At 34.5% G+C, this 20,735-nt stretch carries 14 protein-coding genes; 1 reads left to right on the top strand and 13 read right to left on the bottom strand.

The window, feature by feature from the left end; all coding sequences use genetic code 11:
- Positions 1 to 60 precede the first annotated feature (60 nt).
- The 8 genes from JI750_RS16695 to JI750_RS16660 form a co-directional block, all read right to left on the bottom strand.
- Complete coding sequence (locus JI750_RS16695) at positions 61 to 1,650, bottom strand: glycoside hydrolase family 43 protein (protein ID WP_202004572.1); 1,590 nt, start codon at positions 1,648 to 1,650, stop codon at positions 61 to 63.
- 148 nt (positions 1,651 to 1,798) lie between these two features.
- Positions 1,799 to 3,022 (bottom strand): glycoside hydrolase family 88/105 protein, encoded by a 1,224-nt coding sequence (locus JI750_RS16690; protein ID WP_202004569.1) that lies wholly within the window; start codon positions 3,020 to 3,022, stop codon positions 1,799 to 1,801.
- 22 nt (positions 3,023 to 3,044) lie between these two features.
- Positions 3,045 to 4,265: a glycoside hydrolase family 88/105 protein gene (locus JI750_RS16685; RefSeq protein WP_202004566.1), complete on the bottom strand. Its 1,221-nt coding sequence runs from the start codon at positions 4,263 to 4,265 to the stop codon at positions 3,045 to 3,047.
- 4 nt (positions 4,266 to 4,269) lie between these two features.
- Positions 4,270 to 5,235 (bottom strand): DUF4861 family protein, encoded by a 966-nt coding sequence (locus tag JI750_RS16680; RefSeq protein ID WP_202004563.1) that lies wholly within the window; start codon positions 5,233 to 5,235, stop codon positions 4,270 to 4,272.
- Positions 5,236 to 5,248: 13 nt separating this feature from the next.
- Positions 5,249 to 6,187, bottom strand: a complete 939-nt coding sequence (locus JI750_RS16675) for an alpha/beta hydrolase (RefSeq protein WP_202004560.1) — start codon at positions 6,185 to 6,187, stop codon at positions 5,249 to 5,251.
- Positions 6,188 to 6,287: 100 nt separating this feature from the next.
- Positions 6,288 to 7,961 (bottom strand): RagB/SusD family nutrient uptake outer membrane protein, encoded by a 1,674-nt coding sequence (locus JI750_RS16670; protein WP_202004558.1) that lies wholly within the window; start codon positions 7,959 to 7,961, stop codon positions 6,288 to 6,290.
- Between the two features lie 13 nt (positions 7,962 to 7,974).
- A complete protein-coding gene (locus JI750_RS16665) occupies positions 7,975 to 11,103 on the bottom strand; it encodes a SusC/RagA family TonB-linked outer membrane protein (protein WP_202004555.1) in 3,129 nt (1,042 codons plus the stop codon).
- Positions 11,104 to 11,133: 30 nt separating this feature from the next.
- Complete coding sequence (locus JI750_RS16660; protein WP_202004552.1) at positions 11,134 to 12,570, bottom strand: glycoside hydrolase family 28 protein; 1,437 nt, start codon at positions 12,568 to 12,570, stop codon at positions 11,134 to 11,136.
- Positions 12,571 to 12,858: 288 nt separating this feature from the next.
- On the opposite strand from JI750_RS16660, the gene JI750_RS16655 reads away from it, so the two are divergent.
- On the top strand, positions 12,859 to 13,887 hold the full coding sequence (locus JI750_RS16655; protein WP_202004548.1) for a LacI family DNA-binding transcriptional regulator: 1,029 nt from the start codon (positions 12,859 to 12,861) through the stop codon (positions 13,885 to 13,887).
- Positions 13,888 to 14,191: 304 nt separating this feature from the next.
- Here the strand turns inward: JI750_RS16655 and JI750_RS16650 are convergent, their stop codons facing one another.
- From JI750_RS16650 to uxaC, 5 genes are all read right to left on the bottom strand, one after another.
- A complete protein-coding gene (locus JI750_RS16650) occupies positions 14,192 to 15,814 on the bottom strand; it encodes a UxaA family hydrolase (RefSeq protein ID WP_202004545.1) in 1,623 nt (540 codons plus the stop codon).
- A 38-nt stretch (positions 15,815 to 15,852) separates the two neighbouring features.
- Positions 15,853 to 17,298 (bottom strand): tagaturonate reductase, encoded by a 1,446-nt coding sequence (locus JI750_RS16645; RefSeq protein WP_202004541.1) that lies wholly within the window; start codon positions 17,296 to 17,298, stop codon positions 15,853 to 15,855.
- A 221-nt stretch (positions 17,299 to 17,519) separates the two neighbouring features.
- Entirely contained in the window at positions 17,520 to 18,188 is a 669-nt protein-coding gene (locus JI750_RS16640) for a bifunctional 4-hydroxy-2-oxoglutarate aldolase/2-dehydro-3-deoxy-phosphogluconate aldolase (RefSeq protein ID WP_202004538.1), read from the bottom strand.
- 13 nt (positions 18,189 to 18,201) lie between these two features.
- Complete coding sequence (locus JI750_RS16635) at positions 18,202 to 19,224, bottom strand: sugar kinase (RefSeq protein WP_202004523.1); 1,023 nt, start codon at positions 19,222 to 19,224, stop codon at positions 18,202 to 18,204.
- A 99-nt stretch (positions 19,225 to 19,323) separates the two neighbouring features.
- Entirely contained in the window at positions 19,324 to 20,724 is a 1,401-nt protein-coding gene (uxaC, locus tag JI750_RS16630; protein WP_202004520.1) for a glucuronate isomerase, read from the bottom strand.
- Positions 20,725 to 20,735: the final 11 nt, after the last annotated feature.

Below are 20,735 nucleotides of genomic sequence, written 5' to 3'. Positions count from 1 at the left end.
AGAAGCCACTTTTTTGAAAAAAAATAAAAAATTTCCTTTTTTCTCCTTTTTTGCACTTTTTTATTTCGTGATTCTAAACCAATCTACCTCTACATTTCCAGAATCATTTTTTATTTCTTCGCCCAAAGCGAAAAGTCCAACTTTGGCACCAATCCATCTTCCTTCTCTAGATTTGAACTCATTTCCGATAGACTGATAATTTTTATCATCTAAACTGTAAAAGAAACTACACATTCCGTCTTTCTTAATTTGAACTCTAAGGTAAATGGTATTGTTTTCTATTAAAATTGGTTTTGTTCCTGTTTCTGAAACCGTTTTGTCAAAAGTTCCCGTTTTCTGGTTTAGGTATAATTTTCCATCGATATTTTTAAAACACAGAAAACTGTAATCTAATCCCATTACAATCAAACCTGTTGATTCGCCTTTAAGTCTCGAATTAAAAGTCAATTTTGCTGTAGCTGTAAATTCTTCTGCTGGGAATTTTTGTAGTAACAAATTAGGTGCATTGAAGATGTTCGAAGTACTAGTGTTACAAAATAGATTCAGATATCCTAAACTAGTCGGAAATCCAAAATTGGTTTGTTTATTAGCCTGCCATTGCCATTGCAATCCTAATTTAGGTTCGTTAAACTCATCTGAAGTTGCTGGAACTTCTATCTGATATTTTTTAACGACATTTGGCTTTCTGTAAGTTGTTACTGGCTCACCAATTCCGTTTTTATCAAAATCTTCTCCCATAACTGGCCAATCGTTTACCCATTTCATTGGCTGGAGATGAACAATGCGTCCATAGGCTTCTTTATCTTGAAAATGAAAAAACCAGTCTTCTCCTGTCTGTGTCGTAACCCAAGCACCTTGATGCGGACCATTTATTTTGGTCGAACCTTGTTCTAGAACCTTCTTTTTTTCATAAGGCCCGAAAACATTTTTCGATCTTAAAACCGTCTGCCATCCTGTTGGAACTCCGCCAGCTGGAGCAAAAATGTAGTAATATCCATTTCGCTTGTAAAATTTTGGCCCCTCAATGGTTTCTTCGCCCTTATGTCCGTCAATAACCATAACTTCGTCATTGTTCACAACTGTTCCTTCTGGATTCATCGTACATACGACTAACAGACTTTTAATCTGCGCGCGACTTCCTGCAAAAGCATGAGTCAAATAAGCTTTCCCATCGGTATCCCAAAGCGGACTAGGATCGATCAATCCTTTTCCTGCTTTAACCAAAAGCGGTTCAGACCAAGGGCCTTCTGCTTTTTTTGCTTTTATCATATAAATTCCGAAATCGGGATCTGGATAATAAATATAAAATTCGTTTTTATTAAACGTAATGCTTGGCGCCCAAACTCCGTTTCCGTGCTGTACTCTATCGTACGTTTCAAACGGTGGCTGTTTTACCAAAGCATGTCCGATAATTTTCCAGTTTACCAAGTCTTTTGAATGTAAGATTGGTAAACCCGGAATACAGTTAAAAGATGAAGCTGTCATATAATAATCATCGCCTACGCGAACAACATCTGGATCTGAGTAATCGGCATGAATAACAGGATTGGTGTATGTTCCGTCTCCGTTATCTGGTATCCAGACTTGTGCTGTATTCTTTTGAAAAGGAATAATACAGAAAAGGAATAGGATGATTTTTATATTTTTCATTTTTAAACTATACTTTTTATTTAAACCCGACAGGTTTTAAAAACCTGTCGGGTCTTAAATTTGCTTTTCTTTGTGGAGTTTCTTTGCGATGCTTCGACTCCGCTCAGCAAGACAAAGCAGAGCATTCATAACTCATAACTTCTAAAAATTATCTGTTTAACTCAATAGCTGCCAAAATAAAAGGTCCTGTTGCTTTAGGATCGTTGTCTTTTTTTCTTTCGTTTACGTAATATTCATAAGAACCGTCACGGTATGGGTTTCCTCCTAAACCTGCTACTTGACAGCAGTTTGTTAAAGTAATTCCGCCATCTTCATCTACTTTTTTGATTAAAATTGTTGTTAATCCGTCAAAAGCTTTGTTGGCTGCTTTTTTAAATTTAGCTGGCAAATATCCTTTGTTTGCTCCTTTTGCATAAGCATACGCAAACATTGCAGATCCAGAAGCTTCTAAATAATTGTCTTTTTCTCCGCCTTTATCTGTAACTTGATACCACAAGCCAGATTTACTATCCTGAAATTTAAGTATCGCTTCAGAAGCATTGTTTAAATACTTAATTAATTCTTTTCTTTTTGGATGATCTTTTGGCATATAATCTAAAACATCAACCAAAGCCATTACATACCACCCTAAAGATCTAGACCAGAAGTTTGGAGAGTTTCCTGTTTCTTTATTTGCCCAAGGCATTTGTTTGCTTTCGTCCCAACCATGGTACAATAATCCAGTTTTAGGATCTGTTGCTTTAAGCTGAATCACTTCAAATTGTTTTGCGATATCGTCAAAACTTTTTCCATTTTCAAATCTAGCAGTGTATTCTGCATAGAATGGTTCGCCCATATATAAACCATCTAACCACATTTGGTTTGGATAGATTTGTTTGTGCCAGAATCCACCGCTTTGAGTTCTTGGCTGTTCTGTAAGTTGTTTGCGAATTAATTGTAACGCTTTTAAATATTTATCTTCTTTTGAATAATCATATACATTAAAAAGCAGACGCCCTGGCAATACTAAATCAATATTGTATTTATCGAATTCGTATGTATTAATGCTTCCGTCAGCTTGAACTAAATTATCTACATAACCTCTGATGTAAGCTTTATATCTCGGATCTGGATTTTTTTTGTATAATTCTTCGATCGAATGCAATACTAAAGCATGAACATAATCCCACTTTGGCTTTTTGGCATCGTCAATCATGTATGCTTCTGGATGACGTTTCATCAACGTTAAGGCCATTTTATCAGACCATTTTGCATTCTTTCCAATTACGATATCTTTTGCAGGTTCCTGTGAGGTTACTTTACAGCTCGTAATAGTCATAACAAAGACCATTAGAGCCGACATGAAGTAATTGTGCTTTCTACTATTTTTCATTTCAACATATATTTAAATTCAACTATTTTTCTAATTCAATTGATGCTAATAAAAATGCCCCAAGGCCTATTGCACCATTTTCTTTTGTTTTAGAAGACAAATAATAATTGTTCGTTCCATCACGGAATGGCTTTCCTCCCAAACCTACATTTGATGAAACATTCAATATATTGACTTCTCCTTTTTTATCTATTTTCACAAATTCTTTTACAAAGCTGTCAAATGATTTTTTGGCTATTGACTTATAGCTTGACGCTAAATAGCCTTTATTGGCTCCTTTTGCAAAAGCATAAATAATCATTCCAGAAGCAGATGGTTCTACGTAATTTCCATACAATTCTGGTTTATCGGCAACTTGATACCATAACCCATTTTCACTTTTGAACTGATTCACATTTTTTGCAATCTGATTCAAGTACTCTACCAAAACTTTATATTTTGGATGCGATTTTGGGAAATAATCTAATGTTTCAACCAAAGCAACCATGTACCAGCCAATTCCCCTACCCCAGATTGTTGGCGAAGTTCCTGTCTGTTTATCTGCCCACGCAATCTCTTTACTTTCGTCCCAAGCTTGATAAACCAAACCTGTTTTTGGGTCTACAATATGTTTTTGAACCAATTCAAACTGCTTAGCAATATCATCTAAGCTTTTTCCTTTTTCGTACTTAACCGTAAACTGCGCGTAAAAAGGTTCTGCCATATACAAACCGTCAATCCACATTTGGTTCGGATAAATCTGTTTGTGCCAAAATCCTCCGCTTGGTGTTCTTGGCTGACTTTCTAACTGATTTCTAAGTTTTCCGATAATCTGCAGATAGCGCGAATCTTTTGTAACATCGTATAAATTAAACAGCAGTTTCCCAGGATTCAAACAATCGATATTGTATTCTTTAATATCATATTTTTTGATATTTCCTGTACTGTCAATCATTCCATCGACATATTCTTTGATATAGTTTAGGTATTTTTTATTGTTAGTCTTCTGATACAATTTTTCAAAACCAGACAATACAAAACCCATTTTATAATCCCATTTTGGTTTGTCATTTCCATCCAACTGCCATGCATTCGGATACTTGCTTAAAATAGAAAGTGCTGTTCGTTCTGACCATTTTAAGTCATACGGAATAACATTGTCTGATACTTCAGCTTGATTTTGTGCACTAATTTTATTTCCAAAAATCAGAATTAAAACCAGAATATTTCCGAGGATGAACTTTGTTGAAAGAGATTTACACATAAAATTACATTTTGCCTTTTTTATTCAGTACTTCTAATTGTTTATCTAAATATTGAGCAAATTCTTCTTTTGTTTTAATTCCGTTTACCTCTTGTTCCCAAGCTCCTAAAAGGTAAAAAGTAACCGCTTTTGTTGTTGGTTTAAAAACTAAAAGATAATCCAAGTCTGTATCTGCAATATTTTCGATAGTACTAATTTCATAAAAAATTGCCATTCCTAACTTATCTGGAACCAAAGATTGTTCTCCGTAAGTTGCCAAATACGCCCATTTTTTATTTTTGCTTTCTTTTTTAAGCAATTCACCCGTTTTTGTCTTTACAATTCCTGTACAAATTCCTTTGATTGCCTGTGATGCTTTAATTGTATGTTGAGTATACAATTGATCTGGTTTTATAGTCAATTCTGAAATAAAATCAATTTTATCTGAAGCTGTTTTCCATCCATAGTAATTTACTTTTACTGTAGATTCGTTCGACTTATTAGCTACTGTCGCAATGGTTGAATCAACTTCACGGAAGTGTAATTTTTCGTTGTTTAAATAACGGTCAATAGAACCAATTCCGATTCCTTTTCCTGCTTTTAAAATATCTGCTCCCCAATCGCTCATTTCATGATACGAATCGAAACCGTCCTGTCCAACTTTTGGAAGAATATTTTCTGATGTCTTTTTTCCAAAGATATCAATAGCATTTCTCCAGTCTAAATACAAACGGTATCCAATTCTATTGTTTTCCCAACCTGGCCCCTCGTAGCGAATATCAAAAGAATGATCCGTATGTTCCGGAGCCAGCTTTAATCGGTCCACATTTTTAAACACAGTACCGCCTTTATACTTCCTTCCCTCCCATTTTCCGTCTGTTTTTGCAGATATTTCGGCATACGTTTTATTGGTTTTAATATCATATTTCTGCGCATTTACGGCTGTTAAGCCTACTAAAAATAAAACTGCTGTGGTGATTTTTGCTTTCATTTGTATTCTAATATTATTTAAAAATTGTATCTAAAAATCGTACGCTGTACGAAATAGTCTGTGTAAACCAAGGGTTATAAAACCAAAATGAATGAGGCGAATCTGGAATGGTCTGCACTTCATTATAAATTTTATATTGATTTAAAATCTGAATCATATCGTCTCTTCCTGCATGAAATCTCGGAATGCTGCTGCAGATATATAACACGGGCGGTGTATTTTTATCTGTATGAGTGAGTGCCGAAGCATTTTTCCAATTTTCAGGAATCTCATCCGATTTTCCTCCTAGCCAAAATGCCGCCATATCTCCTTCTGACGATTCTGGATGTTTGAATGCCAAAACACCATCAACATCAATTATAGCATTGACTTTTGACGATGCTCTGCTTTTAAAATTTTTATCTTCAAAAAAAGGTTCATTGTTTGTAGTACCAATCAAAGCTGCCATTTGCCCTCCCGAAGAACAGCCTAAAACCGCAATTTTGTTTGGATCTACATTAAATTTGTTCGCATTCTCTTTGATAAATTTTATTGCATTCTTTACATCAATAACTCCTGTTGGATATTTTGCTTCTAGCGATAATCTATACTCGATAGCAAAACAAGAATAGCCTTTTGCGGCAATTTCTCTTCCTATAAACTGCATTTGGTTTTTATTGCCCGATCTCCATCCTCCGCCATGAATCATAATTACAGCTGGATTTTTTTTCTTTTTAGTACTGATAAAAGCATCAAAATGCAAAACGCGATCGTGTTCTTTATTGTAAACCAAATCGAATGTTTCTTTAACATCTGAATTTGGTTTTACTTCTGGGATTGTAATAAATGGATATTTCTTAATTAATTTAGCATAAGTACTTTTAATGGTATACGACGTATCTGTTTTGTATTGCTGGCTTTGCATTACAATCACATTAAAAAACAACGCTAAGATTAATTTAAATTTTCGCATTTCTACTCTTTACTTTTTAGTTAAGAAAGGAGTTTGACCTATAGTCAAACCCCTTTTTAACTACTTCAAAAAACATAGTTCTCAAAAAACTAACAAATTACTAATAACCAGGATTTTGAGGAAAATCTTTATTCTGATTCAAATCTAAAGCTGATTGTGGAATTGGTCTTAAAATTTTAAGTTTTCCGTCTATACCAACAAAATTTGCTTCTTTAATTTTATAATTATGAGCTGAAGCTCTTGCCACTAAAGTTCCTGTACGTTTTAAGTCGAACCAGCGTTTGTATTCTCCTAATAGTTCGCGTCCTCTTTCGTCTAAGATATAGTCGATATTAAACTGAGCTGCAGTTGCATTGGCAACGCCTGCTCTTCTTCTTACTTCATTTAAACGAGCTAATCCTGTTCCTGGATTTCCTGCTTTTAAATAAGCTTCTGCTGCAACTAAGTACGTTTCTCCAAGTCTAGAAACAATAATATCTCTTGTACTTACAGGCCCTGTACTTGATGGAGTAGTTGGATCTGGATCGTCAAATTTCTTAACTGGAATAGTATAACAGTCTAAGTTTTTAATTAGCGTATGAGCTGCAGAATATTCTCCCCAAGGGTGATATACAAATGTCGAAGCTAATCTAGAAGCATTAGTTGTCATATAAGCCGCTTTATCTGCCGCTGTAAACCATTTTGGCTCGTAAAAATGTCTAATTTTTAAAGAAGATGGATTTGAACTTCTGTAGTACGGATAGTATAAAATAGTTTTTGTAACCCCATTTGTTGTTTCTGGTCCTTCTAAAATTTCGGTCATGAAAGTAGCATTCCATCTAGCATCCCCCTTTTCATATAAGCCTAAAGCATAATCTGTAGGACATAAATTGTAACTTCTTAATGGAGCTCCTGTTTCTGCTCCTCCTAAATAAGAACTGAAATAGTAAAACTGGTTGTTACCCAATTTTGTCGGATCTGTACTTGTAGAGGCTTTATCGTATTGTACAGAAAAAATCGTTTCTGCATTTAGATCATTTCCTGGTTTAAATAGCTGGTCGAATGCAATTGCTAAAGTTTGACCTGCAATTGCTGCATCGGCGTAAGCTGCTGCTTTAGAGAAATCATCTGCTTTTCCGAAAGTTTCATATCCTCTTGTTAAATACACTTTTGCCAACAAATCGTTTACTGCTCTTTTATTTACTCTTCCTGTAGTACCATAAGCCGAAGTTCCAACATTCGCCAAAGCAAAATCTAAATCTGCAATAATTTGTGTGTACACTTCCTCAGCAGTATTTCTTGTAAAAGATAAAACTGGAGTAGTAATATTATCCAAAACAATCGGCACACCACCATAAGTCTGCACTAATAAGAAATAAGCATTTGCTCTTAAATAACGTGCCTCACCAACAAGTGTGTTTAAATTTGGTGTCTGTTCTGTAATTGTAGAGTAATATACAGTCTTATTTACCGCTTGAATCTGCTGATAACAAGAAGTATATAAATCGGCTACGTTGTCTGACGAAGGAATTAAAAGTGTATACTGGCTTAATCCTGCTGGTTCTGGAGTTCTTCCTTCAGCATACATATCGGTTCCTGCTTCAAAAAGCCATGGGTTTCCGCCATAAATTCCTTTCAGCCAAGCATAATTTGTGTTGACCAATAACTGGAATCCAGATGCTGTTTTATATGTTGCGTCTGCCGGTACAAATGAGCGGCTATCTTCTTCAATATAATCACTGCAAGAACTTACAGCTGCAGCGATTATTCCTATCATTACTAATATTTTTTTCATTTGAATATCTTTATTAAAATTTAACACTTAATCCTAATTGTGTAGTTACTGCCGCTGGACGGTTTACTCCAAAAGGAGAAGCTGCCCATTCTGGATCGTAACCATCAAAATCTGTAAACACAAATGGATCTAGAACATTCACATAAATTCTGAAATTAGAAATTTTTAGTTTTTTCAATAATTCAGAATCTAAAGTGTAACCTAAAGATATATTTTTGATTTTCACGTAAGAAACATCTCTATAATACCCAAAAAGAGAAGACCAATAGGCTCCTGCACCTGTTGCAACAGGTCCTGGTCTTGGGTTTGTATTATTTGCATTAGCCTCGATTCCTGTACCATTTGTTGGAATAAAGTAATCCATTGCTATTTTTTGACGTCCTCTATCGCTTACATCGGCAAAGTTTTGGTGGAAAGTACTTAAAACAGTTTGCCCTTGGCTTGTTAAGACAGAAAAATTAAAATCAAATTGTCCGACAACTAATTTAGAATATAAACTTCCTTGCCATTCTGGATTTGGATTTCCAATTACCGTTCTATCATCTTGATTAAATTTACCATCTCCGTTTAAATCTTTTGGTCTTGCTTGTCCAGGAGCCATTCCGTAAGATGCTGCCTGAGCCGCTTCGCTCTCTTGCCAAACTCCATCATAAACATAATTGTAATTTGGATTTAATGGAGCACCAAGTATCAATTTGTTTCCAATATCACTTACTTTGTCCTGATTGTAAATTGACTCTAATTTATTTACGTTTTTAGTAAAAGTAAAAGTCGTTTCCCAAGTTACTTTTCCAGACTTAATGTTTTTTGTAGTCAATAAAGCTTCTATACCTTTATTGCTAACAGATCCAACATTTGCAAACGTATTTTTCCAACCTGTTTCTGATGGCAATTGCTGTTTGTAGATCAAATTATCTGATAATCTATCGTAAACATCAATTGTACCCGAAATTCTATTTTTTAAGAATCCAAAATCAAGACCTAAGTTGTATTCTCTTGTTTTCTCCCAAGTCAAATTTGGATTTGCCAAATTTTCTGACTGCCAACCTGGAATAACATTTGAACCTTGCGCATAGAATGTCTGTTGGTTTAAAAGTGCTTGAGATGTATAAGGAGCTACGTTATCGTTTCCTGTGTAACCAATACTAGCACGTAATTTCAAATCTGAAACAACTGAGCTGTTTGCTAAAAATGATTCTTTACTAAGTTTCCATCCTAAGGCTAATGATGGGAAACTTTCCCATTTGTTACCTTCAGATAAAACAGACGAACCATCCCATCTTGAAGAAGCAGTAATCAAATATTTATCTTTAAAAGCATAGTTTAAACGTACTGCATAAGAGTTTAAGGTATTTTTCGCAAAAGCCGATCTTATTACATAACTCGTTTGCGCACCAGAACCCATATTATCTGTTCCAACATCAAAAGGCTGATTATTAGAATACATATAAGAGTTTTCATCTGTATTTGAATACAAACTTTGCAATAATAAAACACTTACATCGTGAATTTCATTGAAAGTATGTTTCAAATCGATTTGATTATCCCAAGTATAATTGAAGTTGTTTATGTTTTCTAAAGCTGCTGAGTTTTTTCCGTTTAAGGTTACCCCTGCATTTGTTTGTGCAGTGTAAGCTTTAGAATTTTGAGTATCCATAATTCCTGCAGCAAATGTTGTTTTAAACGAAAGCCATTTTAGTGGCTGATATTGGAAATACGCGTTTCCTACAGTTTGCCATGTTTTTTCTGTTTGAGAAGAATTTGCAATCTCCATTAAAGGGTTGACTGTAGACGTTTTGTTAATTGCCCAAGAACCATCAGGGTACGTTAATTTTCCAGGCAAGAAAAATAAAGTTCCCACTTTCTCATTTCCTTGCGCATCAACTGCCCATGGAGACATAAGCGGACTTAATCTAAATGCATCTTGCATTGCCAAATCACTTCCTAATTGGTTATCTAATCTTGCGATTGTAACGTTTACTCCTGTAGAAAATTTGTCGTTTATTTTATGATTTAACCCTAATTTAAAAGAGTATTTATCTGTAGCATCATTTTCAATAAGACCACGATCACTTTGGATTCCGAATCCTAAGTTATAACTTAAACCAGAATCTGAACGTCCAGAAATATTTAAATAATTATTCTCTGTCATTCCTGATTTCAATACAGCATCATACCAGTCAAAATTGTAACCGCTGTTAGCACGAGAAACCAATAATGGACTTTGGTTTCCAGCTAAAGATGCTAATTGAGCTGGCGTTTGTGTAAGAGGCGTTGCACTCATGTAAGCAACTTGATGGAATTTCCACCACTCTTCTCCAGTCATCATTTTTGGCAATCTAGTCGCAATTTTATTTCCATAAGAAGTGTCAAAAGTTACACTGATTCCTGCTTTTGCGCTCGTCCCGCTTTTTGTTGTAACGATAATAACCCCGTTTGATCCTCTAGAACCGTAGATTGCAGCAGAAGAAGCATCTTTTAAAACGTCCATTCTGGCAATATCCTGCGGATTTAAGAAATCAATTCCATCCATTGGTACACCATCTACAACGTATAAAGGCGAAGAACCAACCACACTTGGGTTATTGGAGTCTGCAATTAGGGAATTATTTCCTCTAATTACTACTTTAAATCCATCTCCCGCACGTCCTGATGAAGACGAAATCTGAACCCCAGGCGTACTACCTTGAATTGCCTCCAAAGGATTGATTGTATTTCTTTCTGTGATAGTAGCAGCACTAATTGTACTTACAGAACCTGTAAGATCTGTCTTTTTTACAGATCCGTATCCTACCACAACAACTTCTGTTAATGCGTTTGATTGTTCTGCTAAACTTACATTGATTTTAGTTTTTCCAGCAACATTTACTTCTTGTGTCTGAAATCCTAAATAGCTAATTATTAAAGTTGCTTTACTGTTTGATACATTAATTTTGAAACTTCCTTCAAAATCTGTCGAAGTTCCATTTTTAGTTCCCTTTTCATTAATGTTTACCCCTGGCAGTGACATACCAGTAGCGTCGGTAATCTTCCCTTCAATTGTGGTTGACTGCGCATATATAGAGCTGCACAGTAAAAAATTCAGGAAAAAGAAAAATACAAAGTACTTATCTTTTTTCTCAGATAATTGTTTAATACTCATGTGGTTTAAAGTTTGGTTAATTGATAGTGTTTAGTTAGTAATAGATTCTACTTTTTTCTCATTGATATAGGTATTTATAAAATTTATGTTTTTTACATTTTTTAATAAATAAACAGAATCTACTTTCTGGATTTTTACATTTTTTAGTGTGATATTCTCCACTGGAGATGCTGCATAACCTTCTGCCCAAACACTGTATTTTCCACCGTTTTTTACAGTTACATTCTCTAAGCTTACATTTCTGATTACTGGAATAAAGTTTCCTGTTTGAGATCCGTACACATTGTAAAACATGTTTAGTTTTAAAACACATTCTTTTACTGTTCCTACTTCAAGGTTTCGAACATAGATATTCTCAATGATTCCGCCTCTTTTTGAATTGGTTTTGATGCGAATGGCGCGATCCAAATTTGGACTGTCCATGACACAATTTTCTACAAAAACATTATTTACTCCTGCCGAAATTTCGCTTCCAATTACGACACCTCCGTGGCCATCAATCATTTTACAATTTTGCACAATAATGTTTTTACTTGGTATTGCTACTCTTCTTCCGTCTCCGTCACGACCTGCTTTAATTGCAATACAATCATCGCCTGTATTAAAAGTGCAGTTTCTGATTACGATATTTTGCGAATATTCTGGATCGCAACCATCATTGTTCGGACCATGACTGTTAACCGTTACACCGTCAATAATCATGTTGTTTGTTTTTATAGGATGTAAAATCCAAAATGGAGAATTGATGATTTTAATGTCTTTTACTAAAGCAGTATTGCATTCGAAAAATTCGATGAAATTAGGTCTTAAGTAACGCCCTTCTCCAAAAACTCTTTCTGATACCGGAACTCCTTTTTCTGCCATATCGACCAAAACTTCACGATTTGTCGGATCATTTTGAGACGGAATACCTTTTTTCCATCCGTAATTTTTTCCACCAGACCAAATCCACCAGTTTGTGCTGTCGGCTTGACCATTTAAAGTACCTTTTCCTGTAACCGCAATATTTGTTTTGTTTTTTGCATAAATAAGCGGAGAGTAATTCATCACTTCTGTACCTTCCCAAGAAGTATGAACGATAGGATAATCTTTCGGATTTAAACTAAAAAGAATCTCAGCGTCATCCTCTAAATGCAGATTGACATTACTTTCTAAATGAATGGCTCCTGTTAAATATTTTCCGTTCGGAACTAAAACCTGTCCTCCACCATTTGCTGCACATTCTTTTATAGCTTTTTGAAACGCCAAAGTGTTTAACGTTTTTCCATCGGCAACAGCTCCAAAATCGTTGATGTTATATACTTTATCTGAAAAATGTACTTGCGGAATGCTTTTTATAACCAAATCCATTGTTTTCCATGGATCTGAAGAAACAGAAGAAGATTTTCTTGCACATGATGCCACTAAAAGCCCTATAAAGGCTAAAAAAAGAATCTTTTTTGTTGCGACTATCTTATTTGTAATCATTTGCACAGATTTTTCTTGTTTTACTATCAAAAACATCAAGTTTTATGTAATCGATTACACGAAAGTAGAAAAATAGTTCTGAGACACCAAATTAATTTAGAAAAAAATTATATATTTAATTTTTATTACAAATTTTAATTACATTTAATGCAAAAATTTAGATAATTTATTATCATTGTAAAACCTAAAACGTTTGAGTTTTAAATTATGGTAATCGATAACAATATTTATTGCGTAATAAAAAAAAATGTACTTTTGTTTAAAAATAATTCGATAAACTTTTTTTGAATGAGTGAAAAAGTAACTATTTACGATATTGCTGAAAAACTAAATATCACAGCAGCAACAGTTTCCAGAGCATTAAACAATAATCCTAAAATAAAGGAAGCGACGCGTGAGTTGGTTATCAAGACTGCTGCTGCGATGAACTACAAGCAAAATAAACTGGCGCTAGCTTTAAAAAGTGGCCGAAGTAATAATATCGGAGTTATTGTGCCGCGTATTGACAGTAATTTTTTCGCATCGGTTATTCGAGGAATCGAAGAAGAACTTTATCCGCACGGTTATCAGGTTATTATCTGTCAGACTCACGAAAGCATTAAAAGGGAAAACGAAAATCTACATACGCTTGTAGATGCGCAGGTTGACGGAATCATGATGTCTGTAACTGGTATTTCAGACGAAAATGACAGTGCTTTCAGAAATGTATTGGAGAAAAATGTACCGCTGATATTTTTTGATAGAAGCAAGCACATAGATGGTGTAAGTTCTGTAACCATTAATGACTTTAAAGGCGGTTATTTAGCCACAAAGCATTTAATTGATGAAGGTTGCAGAAACATTGCTCATTTCTCTGGAGACCAATCGTTAGATATTTTCAAAAACAGGTTTTTAGGATACAAACAAGCCTTATTGGACAACGGACTTCCTTTTAATGAAGAATATGTTATTTTTACCAAAAGTAGCGTAGATGCAGGTAAAGATGCCGTTGATAAACTTTTGCAATTACAGACCCCACCTGATGCTATTTTTTCTTCGAGTGATTTTGCCGCATTGGGAGCAATTCAAGAGTTAAAAGAGCGAAATATTAGTATTCCAAGTGAGTTTTGTGTTGCTGGTTTCAGTAACGAACCTTTTACTAAATTTATGGAATTATCTATTACTTCTGTAGATCAATCGCCGCTTGAAATGGGAAGAATGTCTGCTCGCGTTTTCTTAGAACAAGTAGACAAAACAGATACCATTAAAATTGAAAAAAAGGTTGTCCTTGCGCCAGAATTACACATTCGTAAATCTTCTACAAGGACTAATTTTTAATTTTTTCACCATATAAGTTATATAAGCTCATTTTAGAATGGGCTTTTTTTATGGAAGCTTCGGAGAAGCGAAATATTTATAGGAAAAGATTAACCGGTTACAACATAAAGCTCCAGAGGAGCGACATATATTTAGATTGCAAAAAAATATGTCGCTCCTCTGGAGCTTTATTCTCGATGACTAATTTTTATCTATAAATATTTTGCTTCTCTGAAGCTTTCTCAAAAAAAAAGACGCACCATATTGTGCGTCTTCTCTATAAACCTTTGTCACTTTGCATCTCTGCAACTTTGTACCTAAAAAACTACAATGAAACCCCTCTTTTCCAAGGAATAAAATCGTTCTGATTTAAAATAGCTGCTTTTGTTTTAATGTTACCGCTGGCAACATCAATAATAAACTCAAGCATTTCGTCAGCCATTTCGTCAATTGATTTTTCTCCAGTGATAATTCCACCAGTATCAATATCGATAATATCAGACATTTTGTTTGCTAATTGTGTGTTTGATGAAATCTTTACAACTGGCGCAATTGGATTTCCTGTTGGAGTTCCTAAACCTGTTGTAAACAATACCATATTGGCTCCAGAACCAACCATAGCCGTTGTACATTCTACGTCATTTCCTGGCGTACATAACAATGTAAAACCTGGTTCGTTAATATATTCTCCATAATCGTAAACACCAGTAATTGGCGATGTTCCACCTTTTTTAGCAGCACCAGCCGATTTCATAGCATCAGTAATCAAACCGTCTTTGATGTTTCCTGGAGACGGATTCATATCAAATCCTGAACCTGCATCAACAACTGTTTTTTCGTACCATTTCATTAAGTCTAAGAAACGTTTTCCATCCTTATCATCTATACAACGATTTACCAATTCTTGTTCTACTCCACATAATTCAGGGAATTCAGAAAGAATTGTAGTTCCTCCCAAAGCAACTAAATGATCCGATAACACTCCCAATGTTGGGTTTGCAGAAATTCCAGAAAATCCGTCAGATCCACCGCACTCTAAACCAATCCTTAATTTAGATAATGGAGCTGGTTCTCTCTTAATTTCGTTTGCTTTTTTAATTGCTTCAAAAGTGTCTTTTACCACACTGCTTAACATCGTTTCAATTGTTCCAATAGATTGCTGATCGTAAATCAAAACAGGCTTTTTACTGTTTGGATTAATCGCATCTAAAGCTTCTTTGAAGATTGAAATTTGAAGATTCTGGCATCCTAAACTCAAAACCGTTGCTCCAGCCACATTTGGATTGTTTACATAACCAGCCAAAAGCTTAGCCAAACTATGAGAATCCTGACGAATTCCACCGCAACCACCTTGGTGCGTGATGAATTTTACTTCAATATTATTGAATAAATTAGCATCGTTTGAAGCTTCTTGATTTCCTGCTCCACCCGTTTCTGATTTCACTAAAGAACGCAACAATAACTGATAATCGTTCTCTTTTGGTTTCATCAATTCTTTCTCAAAAATATCTTTTAAGATTTCGATGTTTCTGTTTTCACAAAAAACCAATGGAAAAAATAACCATACATTTTCTGTTCCAACCTGTCCATCTTCTCTATGATAGCCCTGCCACGTTCTGTCTTTCCATTTATCAACATTTGGCGCATTCCAGCCAATAGTTTCTGTTTTACCAGTAACTTTATCACTTTCGTGTTTTACGTTTGCTGTAGAAAGCAATCCGCCTTTTTCGATTCTGGCGCTTGCTTTTCCAACCAAAACACCATACATAATGATTCTGTCCCCTACATTAAAAGGAACCATTGCAATCTTATGTTTCATTTTTACATCAGACTCTACGGTAATTGATTGTCCTTCAAAATCAATCACTTCGCCTGCAGTAAGATCCACCAAAGCAACCGCAACATTGTCGGTTGGGTGTACTTTTATTAATTTTTTCTGCGTTGCCATAATTAACCTTTGTTCTTTGTTCTTTTTGTTGTGTTTTTTTATTTTATTCTTTCTTGAAACTTAGCAAAACCAGCTTCAATTCCGTTTGAATCAATTTCTTCTAATGCAATTGTAATTGCTTTTGTCAACCCTGGAATTTCAGTTAAATCCTGATCCCAGAAACCTTTGTTTTGTAATGTTAAACGAGCAATTTTTTCGTAATCATCAGATTTCCAAAGTCCGTTAAAGAATGTAGTAATATCTTCACCATCTTTAACCGGTAAACTTTGACCATTCCAAGTTCCTTTGTAGAAACGAATTAAGCTCGCTAATGAAAAAGTCAAATTAACAGGCAATTTTTTGTTAGCATTATAGTATCCTAATAAACTAGGCAAAACTCTTACTTTGAATTTCGATACAGAATTTAATGCAATATCAGCAAGTGCATGTTTGATAAATGGATTTTTAAATCTGTCCATTACTTCCTCAGAATAGGCCGTAATTTCGTTTTTGTCCATATCAAGAGTTTCACTAATTTCACTAATAACGCTATTTACAAATTTCCCTGTAAATTCTCCGTCAACAGTTTCCATTACTAATTTATTACCATGCAAAAGTGAAAAAGGAACCATTGCCGTATGCGCACCGTTTAAAATACGAACTTTAATCATTTTAAAAGGACGTATATCATCAACGATTTTTACATTCAAATCTGTTTTGTGAAAAGGCAATTTTGCTTTTAGATCATCTCCACCTTCAATAGCCCAAAGGAAAAAAGGTTCAGCTGCAACAATTAAATTGTCCTGATAATCTAATTTATTATTGTATTCTTCAATTTCAGCTCTTGGATATCCAGGAACAATTCTGTCAACCAAAGTACTATGATATGTACAAGCATCTGATACCCAGGTTTTAAATGCGTCCTCTAATTTCCATAAATCAACATATTGCAAAATATATTTTTTAAGCGTCTCAGAATTATAATCAATTAATTCACAAGGAATTATTGTAACTCCTTTAGAGGCATCTCCATTAAAATGTTTAAATCTTTCATATAATAAAACCGTCAATTTTGCAGGAAATGACACTGGTGGCTGCATGTCTGGAGTATCACTTTCAATAAATTCAATTCCAGCTTCTGTAGTATTAGAAACAATAAACTGAAGTTCTTCTTCTTTGGCTAAAGCCAAATAATTTGTAAATTCAGTATATGGGTTTATAGTTTTTACAATATTATTAATTAACACAATATCTTGTATCTTTTCACCTTTTTTAATTCCGTTCATAAACAAGGTATAAAGACCATCCTGATCGTTAATCATATTTACCATACCGTCTTTCAAAGGTTGAACTACAGCAATACCGGCATTAAAATCAACTTCTTTATTCAGTTTGTCAAAAGCATAATCAACAAAGGCTCTTAAAAAGTTACCTTCTCCAAACTGAACTACCTTAATTGGCTGTAACTTTTCTAATCCTGTATTTATTCTATTTAATTTTTTCATTTTAAATTTTCTTTAATGCGTTATAAATAACCATCTATAAACCTTATTTCTTCATTTCTGCCTTTTAAATTGTAAATGAAACATTACACCCGATTGAGTAAAATAAAGCCGGCTGTGAGGAATGGCTAGCTAAATTTTTCAAGCGTAATGTTCAATTACAATCTCTAAAAATCTAAAAAAAACTTATAAAATAAGGAGTTTGGCATGATTACCCCTTAATCTTATTTTCTTATATCTTTTATAATGTCAAGAACTTGTTTCACTTTTGTGGTTAGTCCGTCGAAATCTTTATTATCTAAAATATCTTTTGAAATTAATTGCGAACCTAAACCAACACAAGTTGCTCCAGCATTCAGCCATGAACTCAAACTTTCAACCGTTGGGTAAACTCCGCCTGTCGGCATAATGTTTGTCCACGGGCACGGACCTTTTATCGCTTTAATGAATTCTGGTCCATAAGTATCAGCTGGAAATAATTTTACGATTTCGCAACCTAATTCTTCAGCTCTTGCAATTTCTGTCAAAGTTCCGCAACCTGGCGACCACAATACTTTTCTGCGATTACAAGCTATAGCTATATCTTCTCTAAAAACTGGAGTTACAATAAAATTTGCTCCCAAACTCATGTACAATGAAGCTGAAGCTGCATCTGTAATAGAACCAACTCCTAAGATCATTCCAGGAAGTTCTGCTAAAGCATATTTGTTTAAAGCTCCAAAAACTTCATGTGCAAAATCACCTCTGCTTGTAAATTCCATTAATCTGGAACCTCCGTCGTAACACGCTTTTAATACTTTTTTACTCAATTCGATATCAGAATGAAAAAACAACGGAACCATACCATTATCCTTCATTGTTTGCGCAACCTCTATTCTTGAATATTTTGCCATTTTTTATTTAAAATTATCTTGATACTAATGCAGAACCATCACCATCAATCATATTTTCAACTTCTTTTAATGTAACCAAGTTGTAATCACCTGCAATTGTATGTTTTAAGCAACAAGCTGCAACTGCAAAATCTAATGCTCTCTGGTTATTATTCTGATATTCTAATAATCCATAAATTAATCCGCCCATAAAAGCATCTCCACTTCCTACACGATCCACAACTGGCGTAACTTCTTTTACTTTTGCGCTGTAAATTGCTTTTCCATCGTATAAAATCCCACCAATTCTTTGGTGTGAAGCACTTACAGAATAGCGTAAAGTTGTTGCAGCAATCTGCAGATTCGGAATCAATTCAAACAATTTATCGTATACTGCTGGAAGCGATTTCTCATCCTGATAATTTGGATTTACTTTTGGAATTCCCAACATAAAATACGCTGTATCAATATCTCCTAAAATTACGTTACTGTATTTTAGCATTTCAGGCATAACTTCGCTAGGCGTTTTACCATATTGCCAAAGTTTTGATCTATAGTTTAAATCGCATGAGATTTTAATTCCTTTTTTATGAGCCACTTTAATGGCTTCTAAACAAGCTTCTGCTGCACTTTGAGAAATAGCTGGTGTAATTCCGCTCCAATGAAACCATTCGGCTCCTTCTAGAACTTTTTCCCAATCAACTTGTCCTTTTTCTATAGTTGACATAGCACTGTGAGCACGATCGTAAACTACATTACTTCCGCGAGTTCCTGCTCCAGTTTCTAAGAAATATATTCCTAAACGTTCCCCTCCATAAACAATGTTTTTAGACTCGATATTCATTTTTCTGATTTCTTTTAATGCAGAAAAACCAATTTCGTTTTCAGGTAATCTGGTAACAAATTCAGCATTTACACCATAATTTGCCAAAGAAACACATACGTTAAATTCTCCACCTCCATACGTGGCGCCAAATGCCGTAGATTGCGAAAAACGCAAATGTCTTTCTGTCGATAAACGCAGCATGATTTCTCCAAATGCAACTACTCTACTCATTAGTTATATATTTTTTTTGCCACAGATTACAATGATTAAAAAGGATTTCATTTAGCGAGCCTTGCGTAAATCTTTGCGAACCTTGCGGTTAGACTTTATTTAAAACTTAAAATATTCTTTAGCATTGTTGTATGAAATATCTGAAACTAATTTCCCAATCCATTCCATATCATTTGGAAGTTCCCCACGTTTGATTTCGTCTCCCAAAAGGTTACATAAAATACGTCTAAAATATTCGTGTCTAGGGAACGATAAGAAACTTCTAGAATCTGTCAACATTCCAACAAAACAGCTAATTAAGCCCATGTTTGAAAGCGCATTCAATTGTTTTGTCATTCCATCTTTCTGATCTAAGAACCACCATCCAGAACCAAATTGTACTTTTCCGCGAACGCTTCCGTCGTTGAAATTTCCAATCATTGTTGCCATAACTTCGTTATCAGCAGGATTTAGGTTATAGATAATCGTTTTAGTCAATTTATCTTTACTGTCTAAAGCATTTAAGAAAGCAGATAATTTTTGCGCTTGCGGATAATCTCCAATAGAATCCCATCCTGTATCTGGACCTAAGATTCTATGCATACGTGCGTTATTGTTACGCAACGCACCTAAGTGAAACTGCTGAACCCATCCAAACTCATGATAAGTTTCTGATAAGAAAACTAAAATGGCACTATGGAATTTTAGGACTTCTTCTGGAGACAATTCGCCATTTTCTCTTTTCTTTTTGAAAATAGCATTTACTTCACTTTCTGTAAAGTTCTCAAAATCAATTTGATTTAATCCGTGATCACTTAATTTACATCCGTTTGCATTAAAGAATTCGATTCTTTTTCTTAAAGCAGACTGTAAATCAGCATACGTGTTAATTGCAATACCGGACACATCCCCTAATGTGTCCAGATATGCATTATAACCATCGTTAGCAATTAAGATGGCTTTATCAGGTCTGAAAGCCGTACTCATCTTGATTCCAGTCGAATTGTTTGCGAATTTTTGGTGAAATTCTAAAGAATCAATTGGATCTTCTGTAGTACAAACCAATTCAGCGTTTACTTTTTTAAGAAGATTTTGTGTGCTGTACGCCTGAGAATTTATTTTCTCAGAAGTTTCGATATAGATTTTCTCAGCCGACTTTTCATTCAATAAATCATATATATCAAAATAACGAGCCAATTCTAAATGTGTCCAATGGTACAACGGATTACGCATTGTGTACGGAACCGTTTTTCCCCAGTTTAAGAATTTATCTTTATCTGAACCATTTCCTGTTACAAACTGCTCGTTGATTCCCAAAGTACGCATTGCACGCCATTTGTAGTGATCACCATTAATCCAAACTTGCGTGATATTGTCAAAGATTTTGTCTTCTGCAATAAACTGCGGATTTAAGTGATTGTGGTAATCTATAATAGGCTGATTTTTAGAGTAATTGTGATATAACTCTTCAGCATATTTATTTTCTAATAAAAAATTATCGTGTATGAATTTCTGGCTCATGTCTTTTAAAA

It is taken from the genome of Flavobacterium tagetis (assembly GCF_016735615.1).
GTDB lineage: Bacteria > Bacteroidota > Bacteroidia > Flavobacteriales > Flavobacteriaceae > Flavobacterium > Flavobacterium tagetis.
This window is presented reverse-complemented; position numbering and strand designations above follow the sequence as displayed.